The sequence below is a fragment of the Heterorhizobium halophytocola genome (assembly GCF_017873095.1).
Taxonomy (GTDB): domain Bacteria; phylum Pseudomonadota; class Alphaproteobacteria; order Rhizobiales; family Rhizobiaceae; genus Allorhizobium; species Allorhizobium halophytocola.
In genome coordinates, this window is sequence record NZ_JAGGJU010000015.1 from 1 (window position 1) to 25,047 (window position 25,047).

Here is a 25,047-nt window from a genome sequence, read left to right on the forward strand (position 1 = left end):
CCAATCCCTTGACCAAAGCCTGATCAAAAAACCATACTCAGAGGTGGCTCACTTCTCGGTGGAAAAACCGGCTCAGTTCCGCGTGGAAATCAACATGTAGGAACGGGTAGCTGGCTCATGGCGCGCCCTCGCCCCCCAATCCGGGCTCATGGGACTTGGCCTTCGCCTTTTGCCACCAGCGAGGCTCTGTGGCCTTGCCGGTGCCCTTACCGTAGCCCTTCTCCTTGCCCTTGCTGTCGCCAGCCGAGGAACCTTGAGCTTCCGAAGGCGCTCGGCGGTCAGCCTTGCACTCCCTCTCAAAAGCCGAAAGCACCCTCTCGGCTTTCTCAACGCTTGTTTTATAAACTTGAGTCACTGAGGTGCTCAAATTTTTGAACCCTATGGCCCTCTTGATCCAAGAACGCCAAGTCTCTGAAACAATTCGGATAATGTTCGTCAGGTTCTTGCCGGCGCGCTGCGGCCGCTCGCGCACCGAAATATCGCGTCGTTCGTTCGACCGCGCCTTGCGGATCGCGTTCTGCGCGGACGTGCGGCCGACGCCGGCGATACGGGCAATCTCGTCGATGCAGAGATCACAGAAGCCCTTTTCTTTGCACCGCTGAGCGATAACGCACATGACGGCGCGCTCGGACTCCGAGTAATGGCTCCGGAGCTCGGGCGGCATATTGCCACCGCCACTCCATTCTCTGCGGCGCTTGATCTCTTTTTCGCGTTCCGGGGCCGGTAGGGGCCGGCGGATGCGCCGGGCCACCTTCTGCGCGGCTCCGGCAAGCGATTGCTTCTCGTACGACTTGGATGCCGGCTTGGTGCCGGCCCCGCTTCCATAAAATCCATCGTCGGCTTGGTCGCTGCGGCCAACAATCCGCGTGCGAAGCAACGCAGCGGAGGGCGTAAACGAACTCATCGGATCGCGCCTCCGCGTTGGGGACGGCGCAATCGAGAAGAACGGGGCGAGAACGGACTCCCCGTAATTTCCCCGTATTCTTGCGGGGAAACACGTTTTGTTCCGCTCTGACGTGCCGGGGATTGGGGAGCGGTTGACGCGGAAAGTTCAGCATTTCCAGGGGGATAAATGGTGCTGCTAGAGAGATTTGAACTCTCGGCCTCTCCCTTACCAAGGGAGTGCTCTACCCCTGAGCTATAGCAGCATCCGTGTTCGGCGAAGCGGTGCCCGCCGGAAGCGAGTGGCCTATTGCCATAGCTGGACGGAGAGTGCAAGCCGCAAATCGACAATGCTGTGCACAAATCGCGGTCTGCTGCTTGGTGCTTCCGTCACTGCGGCTTTTCCGCTAGAGACGGGGCCATGTCAAAAGCCAGCGACGATAGCCCGGAAACGGGGGCCATGACGGGCATCCAGAAGCGCCAGCCGACCGAGGCCGATATCCGCCGGGCGCGCGTGGCGCAGAAACTGCGGGAAAATCTTGCCCGCCGCAAGCATCAGAACCGGGCCCGCCGCAGCGGCGAGGCCGACGAGACGGACGGTCTGCCTGCCGCAAAATCGACGCAGGCCGATGATTAGCCCTTTCTCCATCGGCGCGGAATTGATGCCTGCGCTGTTTTCCACTAAGACGCATGTCCCTTCCCCCGGAAGAACTGGCTGAATGAGAGAGGCGGGCTGCGCCCGAAGGTTGATAGATGGATCGAATTCGCATTGTTGGTGGCAATCAGCTGAATGGCGTGATTCCGATTTCCGGCGCCAAGAACGCAGCTCTGCCGCTGATGATCGCCTCGCTGATGACGAGCGACACGCTGACGCTCGAAAACGTGCCGCATCTGGCCGATGTCGAACTGTTGCTGCGGATTCTCGGCAATCACGGCGTCGATGTCGCGGTCAATGGCCGGCGCGAGCATCAGGACGGGTCCTATGCCCGCACCATCCATTTCACCTGTCGCACGATCGCCGACACCACGGCGCCCTACGAGCTTGTCTCCAAGATGCGGGCAAGCTTCTGGGTCATCGGTCCGCTGCTGGCGCGCGAGGGCAAGGCCCGTGTTTCGCTGCCGGGCGGTTGCGCCATCGGCACACGTCCGGTCGATCTGTTCATCGACGGTCTGCGGGCGCTCGGTGCGGACATGGAAATCGACGCCGGCTATATCAATGCGACCGCGCCGAAGGGCGGCCTGGTCGGGGCCAGCTACACCTTCCCCAAGGTCTCCGTCGGTGCCACCCATGTCATGCTGATGGCCGCCTCGCTGGCCAATGGCACCACGGTGCTGCACAACGCCGCGCGCGAGCCGGAAGTCGTCGATCTCGCCAATTGCCTCAATGCCATGGGCGCGAAGATCACCGGCGCCGGCACCGCCGATATCACCATCGAGGGCGTCACCAGCCTGTCGGGTGCCCGCCACCGTGTCCTGCCGGACCGGATCGAGACCGGCACCTATGCCATGGCGGTCGCCATGGCCGGCGGGGACGTCACCCTGTCCGGCACCGATGCGACGCTGCTCGACACCGCGCTGGAATCGCTGCGCCGCGCCGGCGCCGAGATCACCGTCGTCGAAAACGGCATCCGGGTGATCGGCCATGGCGATGCCATCCGTCCGGTCGATATCGTCACCGATCCCTTCCCGGGCTTTCCGACCGACCTGCAGGCGCAGTTCATGGGCCTGATGACGCGCTCGACCGGCATTGCCCATGTCACCGAGACGATCTTCGAAAACAGGTTCATGCATGTGCAGGAACTCGCCCGCCTCGGCGCCAGGATCAGCCTCAACGGCCAGACCGCGCGGATCGAGGGCGTGCGCAATCTGCGCGGTGCGCCGGTCATGGCGACCGACCTGCGCGCCTCCGTCTCGCTGGTGATCGCCGGCCTTGCCGCCGAGGGCGAGACCCTGGTCAACCGCGTCTATCATCTCGATCGCGGTTTCGAACGGCTGGAAGAAAAGCTGAGCCGTTGCGGCGCCATCGTCGAGCGCATCAGCGACTGATACCGGGCGGGACGGTGGCTTGTCGGCGGCTCGTCGGGGCACCGTCCCGGCCGGCAATCCGCAGCGTGCTGATCTCCCGGTCGCGCTGGCCGTTGCGTTGTCGCGTCCGGTGACCTATGTGCGAAGGCAGGAAGGCTGCACTCCTGTGGCCCGTAGGCGGGATCTGGCGAATGGACAATCTGAGGCTTCTGGCGCTCGATACGGAAGATCTGGCAATCGTTTCTGCCCATATGCAGGATGCGGTGCTGAAGGTCGGCGACATCTCGTTTTCCAACAAAAGCGGTCATTTCACCCTTGTCGCCAATCGCTTCGTCTGGGAAAAAGCCGCAAGAGCCGCGAAAAGTTTCGAGCGCCGCCGTGCAGGGCTCGGGTTCAAGCGGGTGCGGTCGGTCCGCTCCACCGGGTTTGACCGGGCCAGGCGTGACGAGGTTCTCTCGCTGCTGGCAATCCGCTTCCAGCCGCAGGGGGAGGGGCCGGAAGGCGTGGTCGAGCTGGTGCTGTCCGGCGGCGCGCTGATCGCGCTCGAAGTCGAATGCATCGAAGCGCAGCTTGCCGATACCGGCGGCGCGTGGGAAACGAAGTCCAGGCCCAGCCACCCCGACGACTGAGACGGGTGTCACAGGCCTTTTGAAGCGAAGAAGGTTTGAAAGAGCGTGGCAATCTGGCTGGAACAGGCGCAAGCCGATTTCGACGAGCGGTTCAAGACATTCCTGACCACCAAGCGGGAAGTCTCCGCCGACGTCAACGCCACCGTGGCGGACATCATCGCCGATGTGCGCCAGCGCGGCGATGCCGCTCTTGCCGAATATTCCAAGCGCTTCGACCAGCTCGATTTCGCCGAGACCCCGATGCGCGTCACGCCCGAGGAGATCGCCGAGGCGCTCCGCTCCGTCGATCCGCAGATCGTCGATGCCCTGAAATTTGCCGCTGCCCGCATCGAGAAGCATCATGCACGGCAGATGCCTGCGGATGACATCTATGAAGACGCGATCGGCGTCGGTCTCGGCTCGCGCTGGACGGCGATCGATGCTGTCGGCCTGTACGTGCCCGGCGGCACCGCCAGCTATCCGAGCTCGGTGCTGATGAATGCGGTGCCGGCCAGGGTTGCCGGAGTGCCGCGTATCGTCATGGTCGTGCCGGCGCTTGCCGGTGCGATCAATCCGACGGTGCTGGCCGCCGCCAGCATTGCCGGTGTCGAGGAAATCTACCGCATCGGCGGCGCCCAGGCGATTGCGGCGCTCGCCTATGGCACCGAGACGATCGAGCCGGTCGCCAAGATCGTCGGCCCCGGCAATGCCTATGTGGCGGCCGCCAAGCGTCAGGTCTTCGGCACGGTCGGCATCGACATGATTGCCGGTCCCTCCGAAGTGCTGGTGATCGCCGACCGGAACAATGACCCTGACTGGCTGGCAGCCGACCTCTTGGCCCAGGCCGAGCACGACACCGGCGCCCAGTCGATCCTGATCACCGATGATGCCGATCTCGGCCGCGCGGTCGAGGCCGCGGTCGAACGGCAGCTGAAGACGCTCGGTCGATCGGAGACGGCGACAGCCAGCTGGCGCGATTTCGGCGCGGTGATCGTGGTCCGGGATCTGCTCGACAGCCTGCCCCTGGCAAACCGCATCGCGGCCGAGCATCTGGAGCTCGCCGTGGATGACCCGGATGCGCTGCTGTCCGGTGTGCGCAATGCCGGCGCCATCTTCGTCGGTCGCCACACGCCGGAAGTGATCGGCGATTATGTCGGCGGCTCCAACCACGTGCTGCCGACCGCCCGCTCGGCGCGCTTCTCGTCCGGCCTGTCGGTGCTCGACTTCGTCAAGCGCACCTCGATCCTCAGGCTCGGGCCTGAGCAGCTTCGCCAGCTCGCGCCCGCGGCGATCACGCTTGCCCGCAGCGAAGGGCTCGACGCGCACGCGAAATCCGTCGCAATCCGCCTCAATCTCGAGGGATAGGATCATGGCCAAGGGCGACTTCCGGCTGAGCGACGTCGTGCTCGACGAGACCATCGGTCGCGCAGCACCCGATGTCGAACATGAGCGGGCTGTCGCGATCTTCGACCTGATCGAGGAAAACGAGTTCGAGCCCGTTGGCCATGCCGGAGGCCCCTACAAGCTCTATCTGTCGCTGGTCGATGCCAAGCTGGTGCTGTCGGTCAGGACGGAGGGGGACGAGGAGGTCGTTACCCATGTGCTGTCGCTGACCCCGCTTCGCCGGATCATCAAGGACTACTTCATGATCTGCGAAAGCTATTATGAAGCGATCCGCGCCTCGACGCCGAGCCGCATCGAGGCGATCGACATGGGCCGGCGCGGCATCCACAACGAGGGATCGCAGACGCTGATGGATCGCCTGTCGGGCAAGATCACCATCGATTTCGACACGGCGCGGCGGCTCTTCACCCTTGTCTGCGTGCTGTACTGGCGTGGATAGGCCGATGACCGGCGATCCGATCGCGCCCGAGATGCCGCGTCAGCCAGGATCGATCCTGTTCGTCTGCGGCATGAATGCGATCCGCTCGCCGATGGCCGAGGTGATCGCAAGGCAGCAGCTGCCGTCCGGCACCTATGTCGCGTCCGCCGGCGTGCGCGAGGGGGACCGCGACCCCTTCGTCGATGTGGTGCTCGACGAGATCGGGCTGAGCCTCGGGCGCCGCCAGCCGCAGACGCTGGAGGAGCTGGAGGACGATTTCTTCGATCTGGTGATCACGCTTTCGCCGGAGGCGCATCACGCCGCGCTGGAGCTGACCCGTTCGTCCGCCGTGGAGGTGCTCTACTGGCCGATGCCCGATCCGACGGGTGCGACGGGCCGGCGCGAGCAGATCCTGGCAAGCTACCGGGAGGTGCGCGACCGGCTGAAGAGCCTGATTGGCGAGCGGCTTGCCCATGCCAGACCGCCCGCCATATGAGGCTTTTCGGGCAAAAGTGAAATCCCCCGTCAACAAGGTTCACAAAGCCACCGTGATTGTGTAGTTTCCGCCCACATTTTAGCGGACCAGACGTTCCGCATTCCCAGAGACAGAAAGAAAACCCTTCAATGCCGAAAGAAGAAGTACTCGAATTCCCGGGTGTTGTGACCGAATTGCTGCCGAACGCGACATTTCGTGTGAAGCTCGAAAACGAACATGAGATCATCGCCCATACGGCCGGCCGCATGCGCAAGAACCGTATCCGCGTTCTGGCCGGCGACAAGGTGCTTGTCGAAATGACACCCTACGACCTGACCAAGGGTCGCATCACCTATCGTTTCAAGTAGGCCGAATGCCCTTGCCTCTGACACTGCCGAAGGCGTCATGGAACCGAGACAGTCACTGATATTGGCCTCCGGCTCGCCGCGGCGGCTGGATCTGTTGAAGCAGGTCGGCATCGAGCCTGCGCGACTGATGCCGATGGACCTCGACGAAACACCGAAGAAGTCCGAGCATCCGCGCTCGCTCGCCCGTCGTCTGGCACTGGAAAAGGCCAAGGCGGCGCTGGCCGAGACGAGCCGCGATCCCGCCTGGAGCGGTGCCTATATCCTGGCGGCCGATACGGTCGTCGCGGTCGGGCGGCGTATCCTGCCCAAGGCCGAATATCTTGAAGAGGCCTCCTCGGCGCTCCATCTCCTGTCCGGCCGCAATCACTGGGTCTTCACCGGTGTTTGCCTGGTGACTCCGGACAGGACGCTGCGGTTGAAGGTTGGCGAGACCAAGGTGCGGTTCAAGCGCCTGTCGACGCGCGACATCGATTTCTACCTGCAGTCGGGCGAGTGGCGCGGCAAGGCAGGGGCCTACGGCATTCAGGGCATTGCCGGCAGCTTCGCGCAGAAGCTTGTCGGTTCCTACACGAATGTCGTCGGCCTTCCGCTCTTCGAGACCATGCAGCTCTTGTCGGGGGAAGGCTTCGATGTCCATTCCGGCTGGGCGGAAGGGTGAGAGGACGATGACTGAGCAGACCAAGATCGAACCCCTGCGCCGGGCGCATCCGTGCCCGGAATGCAAGAAGGCATCGACCCGCGAGAACTATCCGTTCTGTTCGGAACGCTGCCGGGAGCTCGACCTGTCACGCTGGCTGACAGGCGCCTATGCCATTCCGGTGGCCGACGACGAGAGCAAGGCGGACGATGAGCAGTCCGATGCTTACGGGCGCGACCGCGCAGGCTTTTGACAAAGCTATTGCAGCTGCTAAGCTTGCTGCATGAGCGAAAAAGACGCCGCGGCGGCCCCTGAAGTCGAGCAGGCAATCGATCAGTCGGAGCGGAAGATTCCGCGCCGCCTGCGTCACAGCCTCGAAATGCATCTCCGGAACATCTATCCCGATGCCGATATCGGTCAATTGGCCGATGCGGTGATCGCGGCCTTCTGGGACAAGGCGCAGGCGCCGCGACGGCGCGCACGCACGCCGATGCATCCGATCTGGAGCGAGCGCGATACCTATGTCATCACCTATGGCAACAGCCTCGTCGACGGCGAGCACAAACCGCTCGATCTGCTCTACAATTTCCTGACTACCTATCTGAAGGGGACGATCACCGGCGTCCACGTGCTGCCCTATTTCCCCTACACCTCCGACGACGGCTTTGCGGTGACCGACTACCGGGCGGTCAACGGCATTCTCGGCGACTGGGAGGACATTTCCCGCATCGCCGGCGAGTTTCGCCTGATGTCGGATCTGGTGCTCAACCATGGCTCCAGCCAGAGCCAGTGGTTTGCCGAATATCTGCAGGGCCACGCGCCCTATGATCGCTTCTATTTCGAGGCGCAGCCGACCGACGATCTGTCCCAGGTGGTACGCCCGCGCGCCCACCCGCTGCTGCGCGAAGTCGAGACGTCCCGGGGCACGCGCCATGTCTGGGCAACCTTCAGCCATGACCAGGTCGATTTCGACTTTTCCAATCCCGAAGTCCTGCTCGAATTCATCCGCATCCTGCGCTTCCATGTCGATTGCGGCGTGCGCACGGTGCGTCTCGACGCCGTCGCCTTCGTCTGGAAGGAGGTCGGCACGACGAGCATCCACCTGCCGCAGACGCATGAGATCGTCCGGCTGTTCCGCGTGCTTGCCGACTGGGCGGAAGAGCCGCTGGTGCTGATCACCGAGACCAATGTGCCGAATGTCGAGAACCTCTCCTATTTCGGCAATCTCAACGAAGCCCATGCGATCTATAATTTCTCGCTGCCACCGCTGATGCTGCATGCATTGCTGAACGGCACGTCGAAGCATCTGGTCGCCTGGCAGATGGCCATGCCGCCCGCCCATCTCGGCTGCGCCTATCTGAATTTCACCGCCTCGCATGACGGCATCGGCCTTCGCCCGGCCGAAAGCCTGCTGGCTGACGACGACATCGCCGACATGATCGAGACGGTGCAGAAATTCGGTGGGCTGGTGTCCATGCGCCGGCTGCCCGACAACGGCTTTCATGCCTATGAGCTCAATGTCGCGCTGTTCGACGCGCTGAAGGGCACGGTCAAGGGCGAGGACGAATGGCAGGTCGAGCGCTTCCTGTGCAGTCAGGCGATCGCCATGTCGCTGGAGGGCATTCCGGCCTTCTACATCCATTCCCTGCTCGGCACGCCCAACGATCTGGAAGGCGTCGAGAAGGCCGGCCACAACCGCGCGATCAACCGCCGCCGCTGGAACTATCCCGAACTCCTGGCCCGGATGGAAGACCCGGAAAGCTTGCAGGCGCAGGTTTTCGCGCAGATGAAGCGGCTGATCCAGATCCGCATCCGGCAGCCCGCCTTTCATCCGAATGCCACCCAGTTCACCCTGCAGCTCGGTGACAAGCTGTTCGGCTACTGGCGTCAGAGCGATGACCGCAGCCAGAGCATCTTTGCCATTCACAACATGACCGACGAGGACGTGGTGCTGCCGGCCATGGCGCTCAACCTGATCGGTGGGGTCGGCTGGAAGGATCTGCTGAGCGGTGACGTGGTGCGCCCCGCCGGCAGCGAGATCGTCTTCGCGCCCTATCAATGCCGCTGGATCAGCAATCGCAGCTGAGCCGGAAGCCGTCCCTGAAACACCCTTAAATATCTGGCTGCACTCTATCTTTTGCCCCATTCGCAGGCCTGTCAAAAAAGTGATATTTGCGGCTGGACATGGCCGAGCAAGATGTTATAACCGCGCTCGTTCCGGGGGAGACCAAGCCTCGGACGGCCTTTAACCAAGGCTCGCCGCTTTCCCTCGGGAAAGCCGGATGCCCGGATAGCTCAGTTGGTAGAGCAGCGGATTGAAAATCCGCGTGTCGGTGGTTCAAATCCGCCTCCGGGCACCATTTTCCTCGGAAAATATAGTTCTCCCAGATCGGTTCGCCCGTGGTGGACATCATTCCCGTTTCCGAGGATGTCCGGGCTCATCGCCCCCGTATCGTGTCTCCGATCGGCGATTTCCGATCCGTTGCGGCGCCTCTCGGTCCTCGGCCTGTTCCGCCCGAAGCCATGCCGTCCACCGCCACTTATTTTCTCTCCACCCGGCAGACAGAACTTGCCTATGCCCTTAAGCAATCTATCTTGCTAGGTATTCAGGAAAGAGCATGGGCAGATATATGAGTGAAATGGCACGCACCGGCGTTCAGGGCCTTGATGATGTCTTGTCAGGCGGATTCACGCGGGGCCATGTATTTCTGCTGGAAGGGTCGCCCGGCACCGGCAAGACCACGATCGCCATGCAGTTCCTGCTCGAAGGCGCAGCCCTGGGCGAGCGCTGTCTCTATATCAGTCTCTCCGAAACCGAGCAGGAATTGCGCGACTGCGCGCGGTCCCACGGCATGCAGGTCGACGATGCCGTCGAGATATTCGAGCTCGTGCCGCCCGAGAGCCTGCTCGATGCCGAGCAGCAGCAGAGCCTTCTTTATTCGTCGGATCTGGAGCTTGGGGAAACCACCAAGCTGATCTTCGAAGCTTTCGAGCGCCTGAAGCCGCAAAGGGTCGTCATCGACAGCCTTTCCGAGATCCGGCTCCTGGCGCAGAGTTCCCTGCGATATCGCCGGCAGATACTGGCGTTGAAGCATTATTTTTCCCGCTCCGACGCCACGGTCCTGCTACTGGACGACATGACCTCCGACGCGCTGGACAAGACCGTGCACAGTGTCGTTCACGGTGTCATTCATCTCGAACAGCTGGCACCCGATTACGGCTCGGAACGCCGCCGTCTGCGGGTGATCAAATATCGCGGCCTCTCCTTTCGCGGCGGCTATCACGATTTCATCATCAGGACCGGCGGTGTTGCCGTCTTCCCGCGTCTGCGCGCGGTGGAACACAAGACCGGTTTCGAGCGCACCACGCTGAAAAGCGGCATACGGGAATTCGACGACCTGCTGGGCGGGGGGGTCGAGCGCGGTTCCAGCACGCTGCTGATCGGGCCTGCCGGCACCGGCAAGAGCCTGTTTGCGCTCAACTTCATCAATGCTGCCGTGAAGCGGGGCGAAAAGGCGGCGATCTTCGTCTTCGACGAGGAACTTGGCCTGCTCTTTACCCGCACGAAGCCGATGGGCCTCGATCTGGAGAAGATGCGCGACGACGGTATGATCCATATCGAGCAGCTGGATGCAGCCGAGCTGTCTCCCGGAGAATTCGCCCAGCGCGTCCGCGACAAGGTCGCGACCTTCGATGCCAAGACGGTCGTGATCGACAGCATCAACGGCTATCAGGCGTCGATGCCGGGCGAAAACGCCCTCGTTTTGCATATGCATGAGCTCCTGCAGTATCTGAACCGGCAGGGGGCCAATACTTTCCTGACTGTGGCGCAGCACGGTCTTGTCGGCGACATGAAGTCCCCGGTCGATGTGACCTATCTCGCCGATACCGTGATCCTGCTTCGCTATTTCGAAGCCATGGGCAAGGTTCGCCGCGCCGTCTCGGTGATCAAGAAGCGAACCGGCCGACATGAGGATACGATCCGCGAATTCAAGATCACCGGCGAGGGGCTCACGTTGGGCGAGCCGCTCTCCGGTTTCCAGGGGGTCCTGCGCGGTGTCCCGAACTTTATCGGCGACCGGGGACCCTTGCTTCCGCTTGCGGACAAGGATGCCGACTATTCCTAGCAACGACGCCATCGCTCTGGTCTTCGCACCGCTGGGACGCGACGCGCAGATTGCCACCTCGCTGTTGAGCGAGGCCGGCATCGCGTCGAGAGCGGCTGACTGTCTGGCCGACCTGATCGCCGGCCTCAGTGACGACACCGCCTTTGCCATTCTCACCGAAGAAGCCCTCAGATCGGTGGATCTCAGGGGTGTTTCCGCCTGGATCGAAGGGCAGCCGAGCTGGTCGGACCTGTCCTTCATCATCCTCACCAATCGCGGTGGCGGGCCGGAGCGCAATCCGGCGGCGGCGAGGTTGTCGGGGGTGCTCGGCAATGTCAGCTTCGTCGAGCGCCCTTTCCACGCCACCACATTCATCAGTGTGGTGCGCACGGCCATGCGTGGCCGGCGGCGACAATATGAGGCGCGGTCGCGCATAGAGGCGCTCGACGATGGCGAGCGCCGCCTTCAGACGGCCTTGCAGGCCGGGCGGCTGGGCGCCTGGGAACTCGATGTCGCCACCGGTGTCCTGACCACGTCGGCCACATGCAGGCAGGTGTTCGGGCGCGGGCGGGACGACACGTTTTCCTACCAGGACCTGCTGGATGCCATTCATCCGGACGACCTGCCGCGCATGCAGGCCGCCGTCAAGGCAACGCTTGAGACCGGCGCCGATTATTCGATCGAGTACCGCATCATATGGCAGGACGGCTCCGTGCACTGGGCCGAAATTCGCGCCCAGCTTTATCGCGACCGGCGAGGGACGGCGATAAAGCTCGTCGGGGTATCGGCCGATATCACCGTGCGGATGATGGCAGAAGAGCAACAGCGGCAACTCAACGAGACTCTCGAAGAGCGCGTGGCCGAGCGCACCCGCGAGCTGGAAGAAGCCCATGCGATCGTGATGACGGAGATCAGCCAGCGCGAGCGGGCGGAAGACCAGCTGCGCCAGGCGCAGAAGATGGAAGCCATCGGCCAGCTGACGGGCGGTGTTGCGCACGATTTCAACAATCTGCTGATGGCGGTGCTCGGCAATCTGGAACTGCTGCGCAAGCATGTCGGCGACGATCCCAAGGGCATCCGCCTGATCGACGGCGCGCTGGAAGGCGCCCGCCGGGGTGCGTCTCTGACGCAGAGACTGCTTGCGTTTTCCCGCCGGCAGGACCTGCGCATCGCGCCTGTCGACCTGCAGGGCCTGGTCCGCGGCATGGAAGACCTGCTGAAACGGTCTGTCGGCTCCACCATCTCGATCGAAGCGGTCACCCCCGATGGCCTGTCGCCGGTGTCGGCCGATGCCAACCAGGTGGAGCTCGCACTGCTCAACCTGGCCGTCAATGCCCGCGACGCCATGCCGAACGGCGGCACGATCCGGATCGTGTTGTCCGAGGCGGAGCAGACTCGCGAGACGGGCGAGCTTGCCGTGGGGCGCTATGTGGTGCTTTCGGTTGCCGACCAGGGCCATGGCATGGATGAGGAGACGCTGCGCAAGGCGGTCGAGCCGTTCTTCTCGACCAAGGAACTGGGCAAGGGAACGGGACTTGGATTGTCGATGATCCATGGCCTCGCCTCGCAGTTGAAAGGTGAGCTGAAACTGAAAAGCACGCTTGGCCACGGGACGACGGCAGAGCTCTGGATACCGGTCTCGCAATCGGCGATGTCTGCCATTCAGCTCGAAGCAGCGCCCACAGGCCAGGCGGCAAGGGTCTCCGGGCCCAAGCGCATCCTGCTGGTCGATGACGATGTCCTCATCGCCATGAGTTCGGCCGACATGCTGACCGATCTTGGCCATGACGTCGTCGAGGTCCATTCCGGCAAGGAGGCCCTTGCGCGGCTTGCCGAGGGAGCCGCCTTCGATCTGATGATCACCGACTATTCGATGCCGGGCATGACCGGCGGAGACCTGGCCAAGGCGGTGCGCCAGATGCTGCCCGACCTGCCGATCCTCATCGCCTCGGGATATGCCGATCTGCCGCCCGGTGTCGACCTGGATGTCGCGAGATTGGGCAAGCCCTATACGCAGAACCAGCTGGCGTCGGAGATCGACAAGCTCGTCTCCGCCTGAACCGTCGGCCGGAACCGCGGCTCCGTGCGGCGCGCATGGGGTCGAAAACAGGCGATTTCGTTTTTGGCCGTAATGCTTTAAGCCTGCGGTCATCAGAAAGGGAGACGCCTATGAAATCGTTGTTCCACCTCGCCATCCACGTCACGGACCTGGAAGAGACGCGCATTTTCTACCGGGATGTTCTCGGGTGCGAAGAGGGGCGTTCGACCGAAACCTGGGTCGATTTCGACTTCTTTGGCCACCAGCTCTCCCTGCATCTCGGCACGCCTTTCGCGACCACCCGCACAGGCAAGGTCGGCGACCACATGGTGATGATGCCGCATATGGGGGCCGTGCTGGCCCTGGCCGACTGGCTGGCGCTGGCCGACCGGCTGAAGGAAAAGGGCGTCACCTTCGACATTCCCCCCGTCGTCCGCTTCGAGGGCGAGCCCGGCGAACAGCGCACGATGTTCTTCTTCGATCCCTCGGGCAATCCGATCGAGATCAAGGGCTTTGCCGATTTCGAAGGGCTTTTTGCAAGATAGGGACAGGCGGGCATATATGCAGATCGATGGGCCCGGCCGGGGGTATGTATGGACGAGGTCCTGAGTAGCGTCGTGGCGCCGGCATTGCCGCCAGGCGCCTCCTACCTCCCGGAAATGCTGTCTGTGGACGACGAGCGACATCTCGTCGAACAACTCGACCAGATGCCGTGGAGCAGGGATCTGAAGCGCCGGGTCCAGCATTTCGGCTACCGCTACGACTACAGGGCGCGCTCGATCGCGGAGGCTGCCCATCTCGGACTGTTGCCGGACTGGCTGCAATCGCTCGCCGCACGGCTGGTTGCGGATGGCCTGTTCGAAACGCTGCCCGATCAGGTAATCGCCAATGAATACCGGCCGGGCCAGGGTATCGGTGCCCATGTCGATTGCATCCCCTGTTTTGACGATACGATCGTCTCGATCAGCCTGCTGTCGGCCTGCGAGATGGTGTTTCGTGACCTGCAGGGACCGGCAAGGACAGCCCTGATCCTGCGGCCGCGATCGGCCCTGGTGCTGAAGGGGGAGGCGCGCTACCGCTGGACCCATGCCATAGCGCCGCGCAAGTCGGATCCGATCGATGGCGGGCGGGTCTTGCGCAAACGGCGGGTGTCCCTGACCTTCCGCCACGTGCTCAAGCCGGCCTGAGATGGAAGAAGGCCACCGGGCGTTCCAACCCGGTGGCCTTGTCTTGTTCGCGTCCGGCGGTTGCCTGCCGTCAGCCTGCGATCGCGCCTGGGCCCGGCGTGGCGCCGGGTGGGCACTTGCCCATGATGATCATCCCGAGCACCTCGTCCTTGGTAACGTCGGTCGTCCTGGCCTGGCCGACCACCTGACCGTTCTTCATCACGAAGACCCGGTCGGCGAGGTCGAAGACGTCGTGGATGTCGTGGCTGATCAGGAAGATGCCGATGCCCTCGGCCTTCAGCTGCTTGATCAGTTCGCCGACCTGGGCGGTCTCCTGCGGCCCAAGGGCTGCCGTCGGCTCGTCCATGATCAGGATGCGGGCGTCGAACAGGATGGCGCGGGCGATGGCCACCGACTGCCGCTGGCCACCGGACAGTGCCTTGACCGGCTCCTTGAAGCGGCGGAAGTTCGGGTTCAACCGGCCCATCACCTCGCGCGCCTTGGCTTCCATGGCGACATCGTCGAGCGTGCCCCAGGCGGTTCTCAGTTCACGGCCGAGATAGAGGTTGGCGGCGGCGTCGACATTGTCGGCGACGGCGAGCGTTTGGTAGATCGTCTCGATCCCGTATTGCTTGGCATCGCGCGGATTGCGGATCTCGACCGTCTCGCCATTGATCAGGATCTCGCCGCTGTCGCGCTTGTAGGCGCCGGCCAGAATCTTGATCAGGGTCGACTTGCCGGCGCCATTATGGCCAAGCAGGGCCACCACTTCTCCGGGATAGAGATCGATCGAAGCCTGGTCGACGGCATGGATCCCGCCGAAGGCGATGGAAATGTCCTTCATTTCCACCAGGGGAGTGCGTTGCTCCGTCATGGGGTAGCTCCTCGAATTACTTGGCGCGGGCGCGATAGACGGTATCGAGCCAGACGGCGACGACCAGCACGACGCCGACGACGACGTTCTGGATCGGCGTATCGACGTTTGCGAGCCCCATGCCGGATTGCAGGGATTGCATGACCAGCGCGCCCAGCATGGCTCCGGCGATCGTGCCGGTGCCGCCTGCCAGCGAAGTGCCCCCGATGACCGCTGCAGCGATGGTGTAGAGTTCGTAGGTGGTGCCCTGCGAGTTCGCCGCCGCATTCAGGCGGGCGGTGGAGATCGCGGCAGCCACCGCGGCCAGCAGGCCCATGATGGCGAACACCCTGACGGTGACCCAGCGGGTCTTGATGCCGGCGAGTTCAGCCGCCTCGGGATTGCCGCCGATGGCGAAGACATAGCGGCCGAAGCGCAGGCGGGTTGCGATGAAGGTCATCACGATGCCGACCAGGATGGCGATCAGCACCGGCACGGCGATACCGTAGGGAATATCGATGCCGCCGTCCGGCCAGGCGATGTTGTGCGCCTGGGCATAGCGCTTGGCGATACCGAGCGGCCAGTAATAGACGGTGGAGACCCAGATCGCGCCCAGCACCAGCACGCAGCCGACGACGGCCAGGAAGATCTCTGCCCAGAGCGGCCGCTGCGGGAAGTTGAAGCGCTTGCGCTGATGACGCGAACTGGCGAGGCCGGCAATGATCATCAGGCAGGCGATGACGCCGATGACCCAGCTCCAGACCGAGCCGATGGAGCCTTCCGCACCACCCCCCATGATGCGGAAGGTCGTGTCGAGCGGTGCCACGGTCTGGCCGCTCGTCACATACCAGGCAAGTCCGCGCCAGGCGAGAAAGCCGCCCAGCGTGACGATGAAGGAGGGGACCCCCATGAAGGCGATGATGACGCCCTGCAGCGTGCCGATCAGCGTGCCGACGATCAGGCCGCAGGCAAGGGTGATCACCCAGGTAAAGGAATTGTCGAAGCCGAGATATTGCGGCAGGAACTTCACCTGGATCACGCCCATGATCATGGCGACGAAGCCGAGCATGGAGCCGATCGACAGGTCGATATTGCGGGTGACGATGACCAGTACCATGCCGGTCGCCAGAACCGCGATCTCGCAGGTCTGGACCGAGAGGTTCCAAAGGTTGCGCGGCGTCAGGAACAGGCCGTCGGTATAGATGTGGAAACCGACCCAGATGATCAGCAGGGCCGCGACCATGCCGAGCATGCGGGTATCGATTTCCGTCGCCCGCAAAAAGCGCGTCAGCGGATTTTGCTCGACCTTGCCCGGACTTGCGATAGTGGAGTGGGAGGTGTCTGTCATGGGGGTCTGTATTCCCATATTTCAATTGGGGCTTTGAACTGCCGATCCGATGGAAAAGCCGGTCAATGCCATCCGGTTGTGGACGGACCGCGCGCGGTGCCGGAAGAAAGGGCGGTGCGCGCTGTTCTGGCGGGGATCGAGTGTTGGCTACGTGACGCAATACCGGAGAAGCCCGCCAGGTACATCAGCCGCCTGCGGCGTCGCAGCGATCGTCTGCTGCGGCGCCGGCATTCGGGTTCAGGCGGTCCTGATCAGTCGCAGGCCTTGACCGAGCCTGCCTTCACGCCCTGGCAGGCTTCTGCCTTGGAGATCCAGCCGGCGTCGATGACGACGTTCAGGTTGTCCTTGGTGATCGGCAGCGGCTTCAGGAAGATCGAGTTCATCTCGACGCCCTTCGGACCGCCGGAGAACTTCTCGACATTGGCGACCTTGTCCATATCGGTGCCACTGGCAAGCTCGACGGCGATTTCAGCGGCGTTCTTGCCGAGTTCGCGGCTGTCCTTCCAGACCGAAACCGTCTGGGTGCCGAGCGCGATGCGGTTGAGCGCGGCCTTGTCGGCGTCCTGGCCGGAAACCGGCACGGTGCCGGCCATGCCCTGGGCGTCGAGGGCTGCGACAGCGCCGCCGGCGGTACCGTCATTGGAGGCGACGACCGCGTCGACCTTGTTGTTGTTGGCTGTCAGGAACTGCTCCATGTTGCGCTGGGCGTTCTGCGGCAGCCAGCCGTCGGTATAGGCTTCGCCGACATTCTTGATCTTGCCGGCATCGATCGAAGGCTTGAGCACTTCCATCTGGCCGGAGAACAGGAAGTCTGCATTCGGGTCGGACGACGAGCCCTTGATGAAGACGTAATTGCCTTCCGGCTTGGCTTCGAGAATGGCGCGGGCCTGCATGCGGCCGACTTCCTTGTTGTCGAAGGTGATGTAGAAGGCGTTCGGGTTTTCGATCAGGCGGTCATAGCCGACCACCGGGATGCCTTCGTCATGCGCCTTTTCGACGGCCGGGCCGATCGCGTCGGAATCCTGCGCCAGGATGATCAGCGCGTTCGCGCCCTGCGAGATCAGGGTGTCGACATCGTTCAGCTGCTTGGACGCGGACGATTGGGCGTCGGCGGAAATGTATTTCGCGCCTTTCGCTTCGAGCGCCGCCTTGATCGCGGCTTCATCCGTCTTCCAGCGCTCTTCCTGGAAATTCGACCAGGACACGCCGACGATCAGATCCTGCGCCAGTGCGACGCCATGCATGGAAACGACGATGGCCGCGCCGGCCATCAGCTTCAAAATAGACTTCATATTATCCTCCCAGGTGCCAAGATCGATCTTCCGTCCTCTCCGGCAAGATCGCTGCAAGAAAGCCGAGAACACTGGAAAAACAGTTTTTTCTCGACAGTCGAGAAATTAAATGTCAGAGATTTTCCTGGCTGTCAACACACCTCGGCTTCGCGCGGATGTTGCGGTCGCGGGGCGGTGCACCTGAAGGCGGAAAGCCGGAAATAATGGCTCTCGAATGACGGGAGCAGGGAGGTTGATGGCATGCTGGCGAAATCAAGCACCGAAATGGTGCGCCAGCAGAACAGTGCTTTGGTCCTGCGGGCGTTGCGCCGCCACGAGCGGCTGGCCCACACGGAGATCGCGGTCGTTACCGGGCTCGCCTCGGCGACCATTTCGGCCATCACCGGCGATCTGGAACGGGCAGGCATCATTGAACGCTCCGAACAGCAGGCGGCCACCGGCCGCGGCCGCCCGCGCGTGCTTTTCACCCAGAACCGCAGCGCCGCCTATCTGATTGCCGTCAGTATTTCCTCCGATGCCGCGCAATATTCGCTGGCCGATTATAGCGGCCGCCTGATCGACCGGTTTGCCGAACCGCGCAGTCTGGGCGGCGCCAAAGTGTTCCTGAGCGCAATGACCGGCGCGCTGGGCCGGCTTGCCGAACGCAGCCGGCTGCCGCATTCGGCGATCAAGGCGATCTCGATCAGCAGCAAGGGGCTGGTCGATCCGGAGCGTCCGGTGCTTTTGTGGTCGCCGGTACTGGGGTCCGACCCTTGCGATTTCGGCGCGGCGCTGGCGCAGGACTGGCAGGCCAGGGTTCTGCTCAGCAACGAGACGCTGCTGGTCGCCCGGGCGCTGTCGCAGAAGGCGGAACGGCAGAACGGCGCGCTTGCCCGCGGCATGGTCACCTTGTCGCTCGGCCACAGCATCGGCCTTGGGGTCGCGCTGCGTCGCGGCGACGGCGAACTGGAGGTCCGCGCTCCCAATTTCGGCCATATGCTGCATGTGCCCGACGGCGCACTCTGTCGCTGCGGGGCGCAGGGTTGCATCGAGGCCCATGCCGGCTTCTATGCCATTCTGCGCACCGCCTTCAAGGTGCCGAAGAACACCATTCCGGCGCCTTTCGTGCCGGTCGGAGAGGTCGACAAGCTGGCGGGCCGCGCCCGTGCCGGCGAGCGCATGCCGGCCTATGCCTTCCGCGAGGCGGGACTGGCGCTCGGCTTCGGCCTGTCGCGCGTCCTCAGCCTCTACGGACATTTGCCGGTCGCCGTGACAGGCGTCGGCGCACGCTATTACGACCTGCTGAAGGCGGGCCTTGAGGAGGGGCTCGGTCGGTCGCAGGTCGTGCGGATGGGGGGACTGCCGGAGATCTCGATCATGCCGGACGAGCCGATGCTGATCTTCGACGGGCATCTCGATCGGGCGCTGGCGGCGATAGACGAGGCGATTGTGTCAGCCGGCGTGTAAATGGCCGGCGGGGAGGGGAGAATGACGATGAGGACAAGCTGGTGGCTGCTGGCGGCCGGGTCATGGCTGGCAGGCAGCATGGCCGTGCAGGCCGGCGCGCCGTGGGAGGAGCGCTCGGCGGCGATCGGCGCGGCAGGGCAGACGGTCGCCGGCCGGATATCCGGCGATGCGCTGGAGCGTCTGCGCGCCATCGGCCTGGAGCTGTTCAAGGGAGAGTTCACCGTCAATGACGGCGTTGGCCGGCCGGGTGCCACCCAGGCGATCGTGCCGACAAAGAGGCGTCATCCGGCGGCCACCGAGTTCAACCGCACCGCCGGCCTTGACGCCAATGCGTGCTCTGGCTGTCACAACAAGCCGATCGTCGGAGGTGCCGGCGATTTCGTTACCAATGTCTTCGTCTCCGAGGGCTTCGAAAGCGCCGATTTCGACACCACCGATCCGCAATTTTCCAATGAGCGCGGCACCAATCATCTGTTCGGTGCGGGCCTGATCGAGCTGCTGGCGCGCGAGATGACGGCAGACCTGCAGGGCGCGCGCGACAAGGGGCTGGACGATGCTGCCCGGACAGGCGAAGTCCAGGCGGTCCGGCTCGTCACGAAGGGCGTCGATTTCGGCAGGCTGACGGTGCATCCGGACGGCATCGTCGATCTCGACAAGCTTGACGGCGTCGACATGGATCTGGTCATCCGTCCCTTCAGTCAGAAGGGTGTGATGACATCGCTCAGGCAGTTCACCGTCAACGCCATGAACCAGCATCACGGCATGGAGGCGGTCGAACGCTTCGGCGGCCGCTGGACCGGGACGGCGGATTTCGACGAGGACGGCAGGCAGGATGAACTGGCCGACGGCGATATCTCCGCCCTCGTTGCATGGCAGGCCGGACTGGAGCCGCCGACCACGGCTGTCGTCGAGCAGGCGTTCGCTGCGCGGGCCGCAAGCGGAGCGCATCTCTTCGAGAGCTATGGCTGCGACAGCTGTCACCGCCAGGAATTGCCGCTTTCCAGCCTCGATTTCGCCGATCCCGGTCCGGTCGATGCCGCAGGCACCTTGAACGACGGACAGGTCAAGCAGGTCGCGACTTACGACCTTGCAAGCCTGCCCTGGGCGAAGACCCTCAAACACAACGAGAAGGGCGAGGTGCTCGTGCCGCTGTTCGGCGATCTGAAGCGTCACGTGATGACCGACAACCGGATCGACCGGTTCGGCAATGAGCTGCTCGCCCAGCGCTTCGTCGATCGCAACATCTTCATGACGACCGAACTCTGGGGCATATCGTCGACGGCCCCTTATGGCCATCGCAACGACATCACCACGCTCGACGAGGTGATTCTCGCCCATGGCGGCGAGGCCCGAGCGGCGCGCGATGCCTATGCGGACGCGTCGAAGGATGATCGCGCCGATCTCATTGCCTTTCTGAAGACCCTGGTGATCCCGCAATGACCCGATTTCTCCTGCTTCTCCTGTCACTCTCCGGATCCGCCTCCGTCATCGTCTCTCCGGCCGGAGCGGATGAAACGGATTTCCCGATGGACGTGCCCGCCTATCATGAAGAGGCGATCGCGGCCGGCATCGACCACCGCTATACCGGCGGCTGGGAATTCTTCGTCGGAGGCGGGGTTGCGAGCTTCGACTGCAATGGAGACCGCATGCCGGACCTGTTGCTGGCCGGCGGCACCAGCGAGGCGGCGCTCTATGTCAATCACAGCGCCGCCGGCGGACCGCTGTCTTTCGAAAAGCTCGGGCTCGACCTTGCCGAGCGCGACCTGACATCGGTGATCGGCGCCTATCCCGTCGATATCGACAATGACCGCCAGACCGACCTCGTATTGCTGCGTCTCGGCGAGAACATCGTGCTCAAGGGCAAAGGCAACTGCCGCTTCGAAAAGGCCGACCGCCTGTTCTCGCTCGATGGCGGACGCGACTGGACCACGGCCTTTGCCGCCACCTGGGAAACGGGCCAGACCTATCCGACGCTGGCCTTCGGCAATTATGTCGATCGCTGGGCTCCCGGGACGCCGTTCGGCACCTGCAGCCCCAATGTTTTCCTTCGCCCGCGGCTGGGTAATGCCGAGAGCGCCCCGGCCCCCGGCCAGACCGTTGAACCCGGCGCCGGCGGCGGCGCTGGCACGCCCGATTATTCCGACGCCCTCCGGCTCGATCCGTCCTATTGCACGCTGTCGATGCTGTTTACCGACTGGAACCGCTCGGGCCAGCCGTCGCTCAGGGTCACCAACGACCGGCAGTATTACCGGGGCGGTCAGGAACAGCTCTGGCAGATCGATCCCACCCGTCCGCCGAAGCAGTATCTGGCAAGCCAGGGCTGGTCGCATCTGAAGATCTGGGGCATGGGCATCGCCGAGACCGATCTGAATGCCGACGGACTGCCCGAATATGCCCTGACCTCGATGGGCGACACCATGCTGCAGACGCTGGACGACGAGGCGGAGGAGGACCGTCCGACCTACCGCGACATCGCCTTCGAGCGCGGCACGACGGCGCATCGCCCTTATTCCGGCGACGACCATCGCCCGTCCACCGGCTGGCACAGCCAGTTTGCCGACGTCAACAACGACACCAACATCGATCTGTTCATCGCCAAGGGCAATGTCGAGCAGATGCCGGAATTTGCCAATGACGATCCGGACAATCTGCTGCTGCAGGACTTTGCCGGAAAATTCCACGAAATGGGCGACACGGCGGGGATCGGTCTGCCGACCAAGGGGCGCGGCGCGGTCGTCGAGGATTTCAACGCCGACGGCATGCTCGACCTGGTCGTTGTCAATCGCAGCCAGCCGGCAAGCCTGTTTCGCAATCTGGGTGCAAGGACCCCATGGGGTCACCGACCGCTCGGCAACTGGACCAAGATCGAACTCGACAATGGCAAGGTCAACCCGATGGGGATCGGCGCCAAGATCAACCTGCGCGCCGGAACCCTGACCCAGGTCCGTACCGTCGAGATCGGCGGTGGCCATGCTTCGGGGCATGTGGGGTTCACGCATTTCGGGCTCGGCGTCAACGAGCGGGCGGTCGTGCGGGTGCAGTGGCCGGACGGCGAGTGGAGCCCGCCCTACCGGATTTTCGCCAATCAGCATGTGGTCATCCGCAGGGGAGACGTCACCGCCCGCTACTGGTTTCCGCGAAAGGCCGGTTCCGGCACGGTGGAAACGAAAAATTAACGCAGCATGCGTAAGAATTTCTGCGAATTCGAATGTACTGATAGTAAAGTTGTTTGTTAAGGCTTCTTAACCTTCAGGCAAGGAATTAACCATAGGAATGCTAGATACGACGGACTGGGATTCGTGGAGACCCGAACCCTTTCAGGCATGAAGCCGCACCGGCGTACCGGTCAATCCGGTATGTTTTCATTGAAGAAATGCCATGTGGCGGCTTCGATGGGACGGCGTTTCGTTGCCGCGTGACAGCATCGCAACAGGCTTCATTTCCCGACGAGCTACCCTTGGAAAAGGTGCGTTTGGCTATTTTTCGACAGAAAAATACCGCAGGGGTCGGGGACAGAAGTGCGTCAGGACGTGGGAAATGATGGTGCGAAGACAGCGCAGAGCGGCAGCCTGCGCGATCGTTTGCGCTTTTGTGCCCTCGACGGCGAGACCGGCGATCTGCTGCGCCGCCACCGCCCGCTGCTGCAGCCGCTGATCGAACGCGGCCTTCGCGATCTTTTCCAGCGCTTTGCCACCTCTCCGGAAGCCGCCCGCTGTTTCGAAAGCGCACGTCAGATCGACCGGCTGCACGATCTTCTCTCGTCCCATTTCGACGTTCTGACGGATGCGCGCTTCGACGCGCTCTATGCCGAACGCGTCAAGGTTCTTTCAGACAGCCAGAGCAAGCTGGGTCTCGACCCGCGCTGGCTGATCGCCGGCCATGCCGTCCTGCTTGAGCATCTGCTCGCCGGCGTCTTTGCCGAAGCCGGCCAGCCCGGCGTCTTTTCCCGGGGTGCCAGGCAAAGGCAGAGCGAGATGTCGGCGCTGGGTGCCGCCATCGTGCGCCTGGTGATGGTCGATGTCGAAATCGCCACGTCGCTGCGCTTCAACCAGCTGCGCCTGAAGCATCATCAGGACATGAACGGTCTGCGCGACAGTGAGCGCACCCAGACCAATGCCGCTTTCGCCTCCACGCTGAAGGCCTTTGCCGAACGCGACCTGACGGCCCGCATCGAACAGGACGATCTGCCGGAGGATTACCGCGAGCTGGCAGATGCCCTGAATGCCGGCATGGCCGATCTTCAGGCGATGATGGAGGGTTTCGACGAGAAGGTCGCAGCTGTCGAGGAAAAGACCGCCACCTTCTCCGCACGGGCCACTGTCCGCCACGATGCCGCCCGTCAGCAGCAGCGCCAGGTAGGCGATGCGACCGAAGCGCTGGAACGCGTCTGGACCCGGATGCGCGACAGCGCCCAGAAGAGCGCCGAGACGCTGAAGAATGCCGCCGTCACCCGCGAGGCTGTCGAGCGCAGCGGCCAGGTTGCCGGTCGCGCCATGACTGCCATGGCCGATATCGAGACCTCTGCCGAACAGATCGGCCGGATCATCGGCGCGATCGACGAGATCGCCTTCCAGACCAATCTTCTGGCGCTCAATGCCGGCATCGAGGCGGCCCGCGCCGGCGAATCCGGGCGCGGCTTTGCCGTCGTAGCCCAGGAAGTTCGTGCTCTTGCCCAGCGTTCGGCCGACGCCGCGCGTGAAATCAAGACGCTTGTCGCCACCACCAAGTCGCAGGTCGAGGCCGGCGTCGAGATCGTCGCCGAGACCCAGCAGGCGATCGGCCAGATCGCGCTTCAGGTGACGATGATCAATGACGGCATGGGCGAGATCGCCAAAGGCACGGCCGACAGCGTCATCGAGATCGAGCATGTTTCCACCGCCTGCCGTGCCATCGGCTCGGGTGCGGAAACGCTCGCCGCCGAGATCGCAGCCGATGCCGGTGAGGCCGACCAGCTTCACACCGTGATCCTGGAGCTTGGCGCGACGGTCCGCCGCTTCCGCGTCCAGCGTCGCCGCCAGATGCGCACGATCTTTGCCAAGCCCGCTGCCCCGGCCATCGAAATCAGCCCCCGCGAGCCCGTCGAAAAGCACGCAAGGGTCGGATTTTCCGAGAATATCAGCGAAAACGAATTTTCCTTTGCCGATCCGCTAAGAGAGGCCTCCGCATGAGGGGATTGTTTACCGTATTCGGATACACAGGAACGACGAGGGTGGATAACCGGAGTGCGAAAGGCGCGAAAAGCCTGTCGCCGGTCATCGCTCCAAGGGTCGTTTTCGGGCGCTTTGACAGACGAGGTAACTACTGATGGCAACCAAGAAAAGCGAACAGGGGACGTTCACGCTGGCCGCCGTGCTGGACTTGAACGAAGCCTCCAATCTGAAGGCCAATCTGCTTTCACTGCGCGGCAAGCCGCTGTCGATCGATGCGTCGGCCGTCGAGCGGGTCGGTGCGCAGTGCGTACAGGTGCTGATGTCCGCAGCCCAGACCTGGGAGAAGGACGGCAAGCCGTTCCTCATCTCCAAGGCCTCGGAAGCCTTTAAAATGACGATGCAATTAATTGGCGTGAACGTCGAGCATCTGCTCGCTAAGGAGTAAATAGAATGAAGAAGAAGGTTTTGACGGTGGATGATTCCAGGACCATCCGAAACATGCTTCTGGTGACCCTGAACAACGCCGGCTTCGAGACCATTCAGGCCGAAGATGGCGTCGAGGGACTGGAAGTCCTGGAAGGCTGCAACCCGGACGTGATCGTCACCGACATCAACATGCCACGGCTCGACGGCTTCGGCTTCATCGAGGGCGTGCGCAAGAACGACAAGTATCGTGCCATTCCGATCCTGGTGCTGACCACGGAAAGCGATGCGGAAAAGAAGAACCGTGCCCGCCAGGCCGGTGCGACTGGTTGGATCGTCAAGCCTTTCGACCCTACCAAGCTGATTGATGCGATCGAGCGCGTAACCGCCTAAGCCGAGGAAGTCCAG

Annotated in this window: 24 protein-coding genes and 2 tRNA genes; 21 read left to right on the plus strand and 5 right to left on the minus strand. The window is 63.1% G+C overall.

What is annotated here, in order from left to right:
* Positions 1–115: 115 nt before the first annotated feature.
* Together J2Z17_RS22415 and J2Z17_RS22420 are read right to left on the minus strand one after the other, a co-directional pair.
* The gene (locus J2Z17_RS22415; protein ID WP_209948533.1) at positions 116–904 is read right to left on the minus strand and encodes a helix-turn-helix domain-containing protein; all 789 of its coding nucleotides are present in this window, start codon (positions 902–904) and stop codon (positions 116–118) included.
* Positions 905–1,073: 169 nt separating this feature from the next.
* Positions 1,074–1,148 (minus strand) — tRNA-Thr (locus J2Z17_RS22420).
* 155 nt (positions 1,149–1,303) lie between these two features.
* On the opposite strand from J2Z17_RS22420, the gene J2Z17_RS22425 reads away from it, so the two are divergent.
* From J2Z17_RS22425 to J2Z17_RS22495, 15 genes are all read left to right on the plus strand, one after another.
* Positions 1,304–1,519, plus strand: a complete 216-nt coding sequence (locus J2Z17_RS22425) for a hypothetical protein (protein ID WP_209948827.1) — start codon at positions 1,304–1,306, stop codon at positions 1,517–1,519.
* Positions 1,520–1,635: 116 nt separating this feature from the next.
* Complete coding sequence (murA, locus tag J2Z17_RS22430) at positions 1,636–2,928, plus strand: UDP-N-acetylglucosamine 1-carboxyvinyltransferase (RefSeq protein ID WP_209948535.1); 1,293 nt, start codon at positions 1,636–1,638, stop codon at positions 2,926–2,928.
* 170 nt (positions 2,929–3,098) lie between these two features.
* Complete coding sequence (locus tag J2Z17_RS22435; protein WP_209948537.1) at positions 3,099–3,536, plus strand: DUF2948 family protein; 438 nt, start codon at positions 3,099–3,101, stop codon at positions 3,534–3,536.
* A 45-nt stretch (positions 3,537–3,581) separates the two neighbouring features.
* Positions 3,582–4,880 carry a histidinol dehydrogenase gene (gene hisD / locus J2Z17_RS22440; protein WP_209948539.1) on the plus strand — a complete coding sequence of 433 codons (1,299 nt, stop codon included), beginning with the start codon at positions 3,582–3,584 and terminating at the stop codon, positions 4,878–4,880.
* Between the two features lie 4 nt (positions 4,881–4,884).
* The gene (locus J2Z17_RS22445) at positions 4,885–5,358 is read left to right on the plus strand and encodes a UPF0262 family protein (RefSeq protein ID WP_209948541.1); all 474 of its coding nucleotides are present in this window, start codon (positions 4,885–4,887) and stop codon (positions 5,356–5,358) included.
* Positions 5,359–5,362: 4 nt separating this feature from the next.
* Positions 5,363–5,833: an arsenate-mycothiol transferase ArsC gene (locus J2Z17_RS22450; RefSeq protein WP_209948543.1), complete on the plus strand. Its 471-nt coding sequence runs from the start codon at positions 5,363–5,365 to the stop codon at positions 5,831–5,833.
* A gap of 128 nt (positions 5,834–5,961) precedes the next feature.
* Positions 5,962–6,180, plus strand: a complete 219-nt coding sequence (infA, locus tag J2Z17_RS22455; RefSeq protein WP_004117876.1) for a translation initiation factor IF-1 — start codon at positions 5,962–5,964, stop codon at positions 6,178–6,180.
* A gap of 37 nt (positions 6,181–6,217) precedes the next feature.
* Entirely contained in the window at positions 6,218–6,838 is a 621-nt protein-coding gene (locus J2Z17_RS22460) for a Maf-like protein (protein WP_209948545.1), read from the plus strand.
* 7 nt (positions 6,839–6,845) lie between these two features.
* Positions 6,846–7,070 (plus strand): DNA gyrase inhibitor YacG, encoded by a 225-nt coding sequence (gene yacG, locus J2Z17_RS22465; protein ID WP_209948547.1) that lies wholly within the window; start codon positions 6,846–6,848, stop codon positions 7,068–7,070.
* 30 nt (positions 7,071–7,100) lie between these two features.
* Positions 7,101–8,903, plus strand: coding sequence for a sugar phosphorylase (locus J2Z17_RS22470; RefSeq protein WP_209948550.1), 1,803 nt, complete (start codon positions 7,101–7,103; stop codon positions 8,901–8,903).
* 198 nt (positions 8,904–9,101) lie between these two features.
* A tRNA-Phe gene (locus tag J2Z17_RS22475) sits at positions 9,102–9,177 on the plus strand.
* Between the two features lie 258 nt (positions 9,178–9,435).
* Positions 9,436–10,944 (plus strand): ATPase domain-containing protein, encoded by a 1,509-nt coding sequence (locus J2Z17_RS22480; RefSeq protein WP_209948552.1) that lies wholly within the window; start codon positions 9,436–9,438, stop codon positions 10,942–10,944.
* Positions 10,928–12,982 (plus strand): PAS domain-containing protein, encoded by a 2,055-nt coding sequence (locus tag J2Z17_RS22485; RefSeq protein WP_209948554.1) that lies wholly within the window; start codon positions 10,928–10,930, stop codon positions 12,980–12,982. The genes J2Z17_RS22480 and J2Z17_RS22485 overlap by 17 nt, the downstream gene beginning before the upstream one ends.
* A gap of 110 nt (positions 12,983–13,092) precedes the next feature.
* Positions 13,093–13,506, plus strand: a complete 414-nt coding sequence (locus J2Z17_RS22490) for a VOC family protein (protein ID WP_209948556.1) — start codon at positions 13,093–13,095, stop codon at positions 13,504–13,506.
* 48 nt (positions 13,507–13,554) lie between these two features.
* A complete protein-coding gene (locus J2Z17_RS22495; protein ID WP_209948559.1) occupies positions 13,555–14,148 on the plus strand; it encodes an alpha-ketoglutarate-dependent dioxygenase AlkB in 594 nt (197 codons plus the stop codon).
* A 70-nt stretch (positions 14,149–14,218) separates the two neighbouring features.
* Here the strand turns inward: J2Z17_RS22495 and J2Z17_RS22500 are convergent, their stop codons facing one another.
* The 3 genes from J2Z17_RS22500 to xylF all read right to left on the minus strand — a co-directional run bounded on the left by J2Z17_RS22500 (position 14,219) and on the right by xylF (position 17,620).
* Complete coding sequence (locus J2Z17_RS22500; RefSeq protein ID WP_209948561.1) at positions 14,219–15,001, minus strand: ATP-binding cassette domain-containing protein; 783 nt, start codon at positions 14,999–15,001, stop codon at positions 14,219–14,221.
* Between the two features lie 16 nt (positions 15,002–15,017).
* On the minus strand, positions 15,018–16,328 hold the full coding sequence (locus tag J2Z17_RS22505; RefSeq protein WP_209948563.1) for a sugar ABC transporter permease: 1,311 nt from the start codon (positions 16,326–16,328) through the stop codon (positions 15,018–15,020).
* A gap of 251 nt (positions 16,329–16,579) precedes the next feature.
* Positions 16,580–17,620 carry a D-xylose ABC transporter substrate-binding protein gene (gene xylF, locus J2Z17_RS22510; protein WP_209948565.1) on the minus strand — a complete coding sequence of 347 codons (1,041 nt, stop codon included), beginning with the start codon at positions 17,618–17,620 and terminating at the stop codon, positions 16,580–16,582.
* Positions 17,621–17,860: 240 nt separating this feature from the next.
* On the opposite strand from xylF, the gene J2Z17_RS22515 reads away from it, so the two are divergent.
* The 6 genes from J2Z17_RS22515 (at position 17,861) to cheY1 (ending at position 25,032) form a co-directional block, all read left to right on the plus strand.
* Positions 17,861–19,066 carry an ROK family transcriptional regulator gene (locus J2Z17_RS22515; protein WP_209948567.1) on the plus strand — a complete coding sequence of 402 codons (1,206 nt, stop codon included), beginning with the start codon at positions 17,861–17,863 and terminating at the stop codon, positions 19,064–19,066.
* A 21-nt stretch (positions 19,067–19,087) separates the two neighbouring features.
* The gene (locus J2Z17_RS22520; protein WP_245224294.1) at positions 19,088–20,506 is read left to right on the plus strand and encodes a di-heme oxidoredictase family protein; all 1,419 of its coding nucleotides are present in this window, start codon (positions 19,088–19,090) and stop codon (positions 20,504–20,506) included.
* Entirely contained in the window at positions 20,503–22,242 is a 1,740-nt protein-coding gene (locus tag J2Z17_RS22525) for a CRTAC1 family protein (RefSeq protein ID WP_209948571.1), read from the plus strand. Before J2Z17_RS22520 ends, J2Z17_RS22525 begins: the two co-directional genes overlap by 4 nt.
* Before the next feature lie 354 nt (positions 22,243–22,596).
* Positions 22,597–24,234, plus strand: coding sequence for a methyl-accepting chemotaxis protein (locus tag J2Z17_RS22530; RefSeq protein ID WP_209948573.1), 1,638 nt, complete (start codon positions 22,597–22,599; stop codon positions 24,232–24,234).
* A 136-nt stretch (positions 24,235–24,370) separates the two neighbouring features.
* Entirely contained in the window at positions 24,371–24,661 is a 291-nt protein-coding gene (locus J2Z17_RS22535) for an STAS domain-containing protein (protein WP_209948575.1), read from the plus strand.
* A gap of 5 nt (positions 24,662–24,666) precedes the next feature.
* Positions 24,667–25,032 carry a chemotaxis response regulator CheY1 gene (gene cheY1, locus J2Z17_RS22540; RefSeq protein WP_209948578.1) on the plus strand — a complete coding sequence of 122 codons (366 nt, stop codon included), beginning with the start codon at positions 24,667–24,669 and terminating at the stop codon, positions 25,030–25,032.
* Positions 25,033–25,047 lie beyond the last annotated feature (15 nt).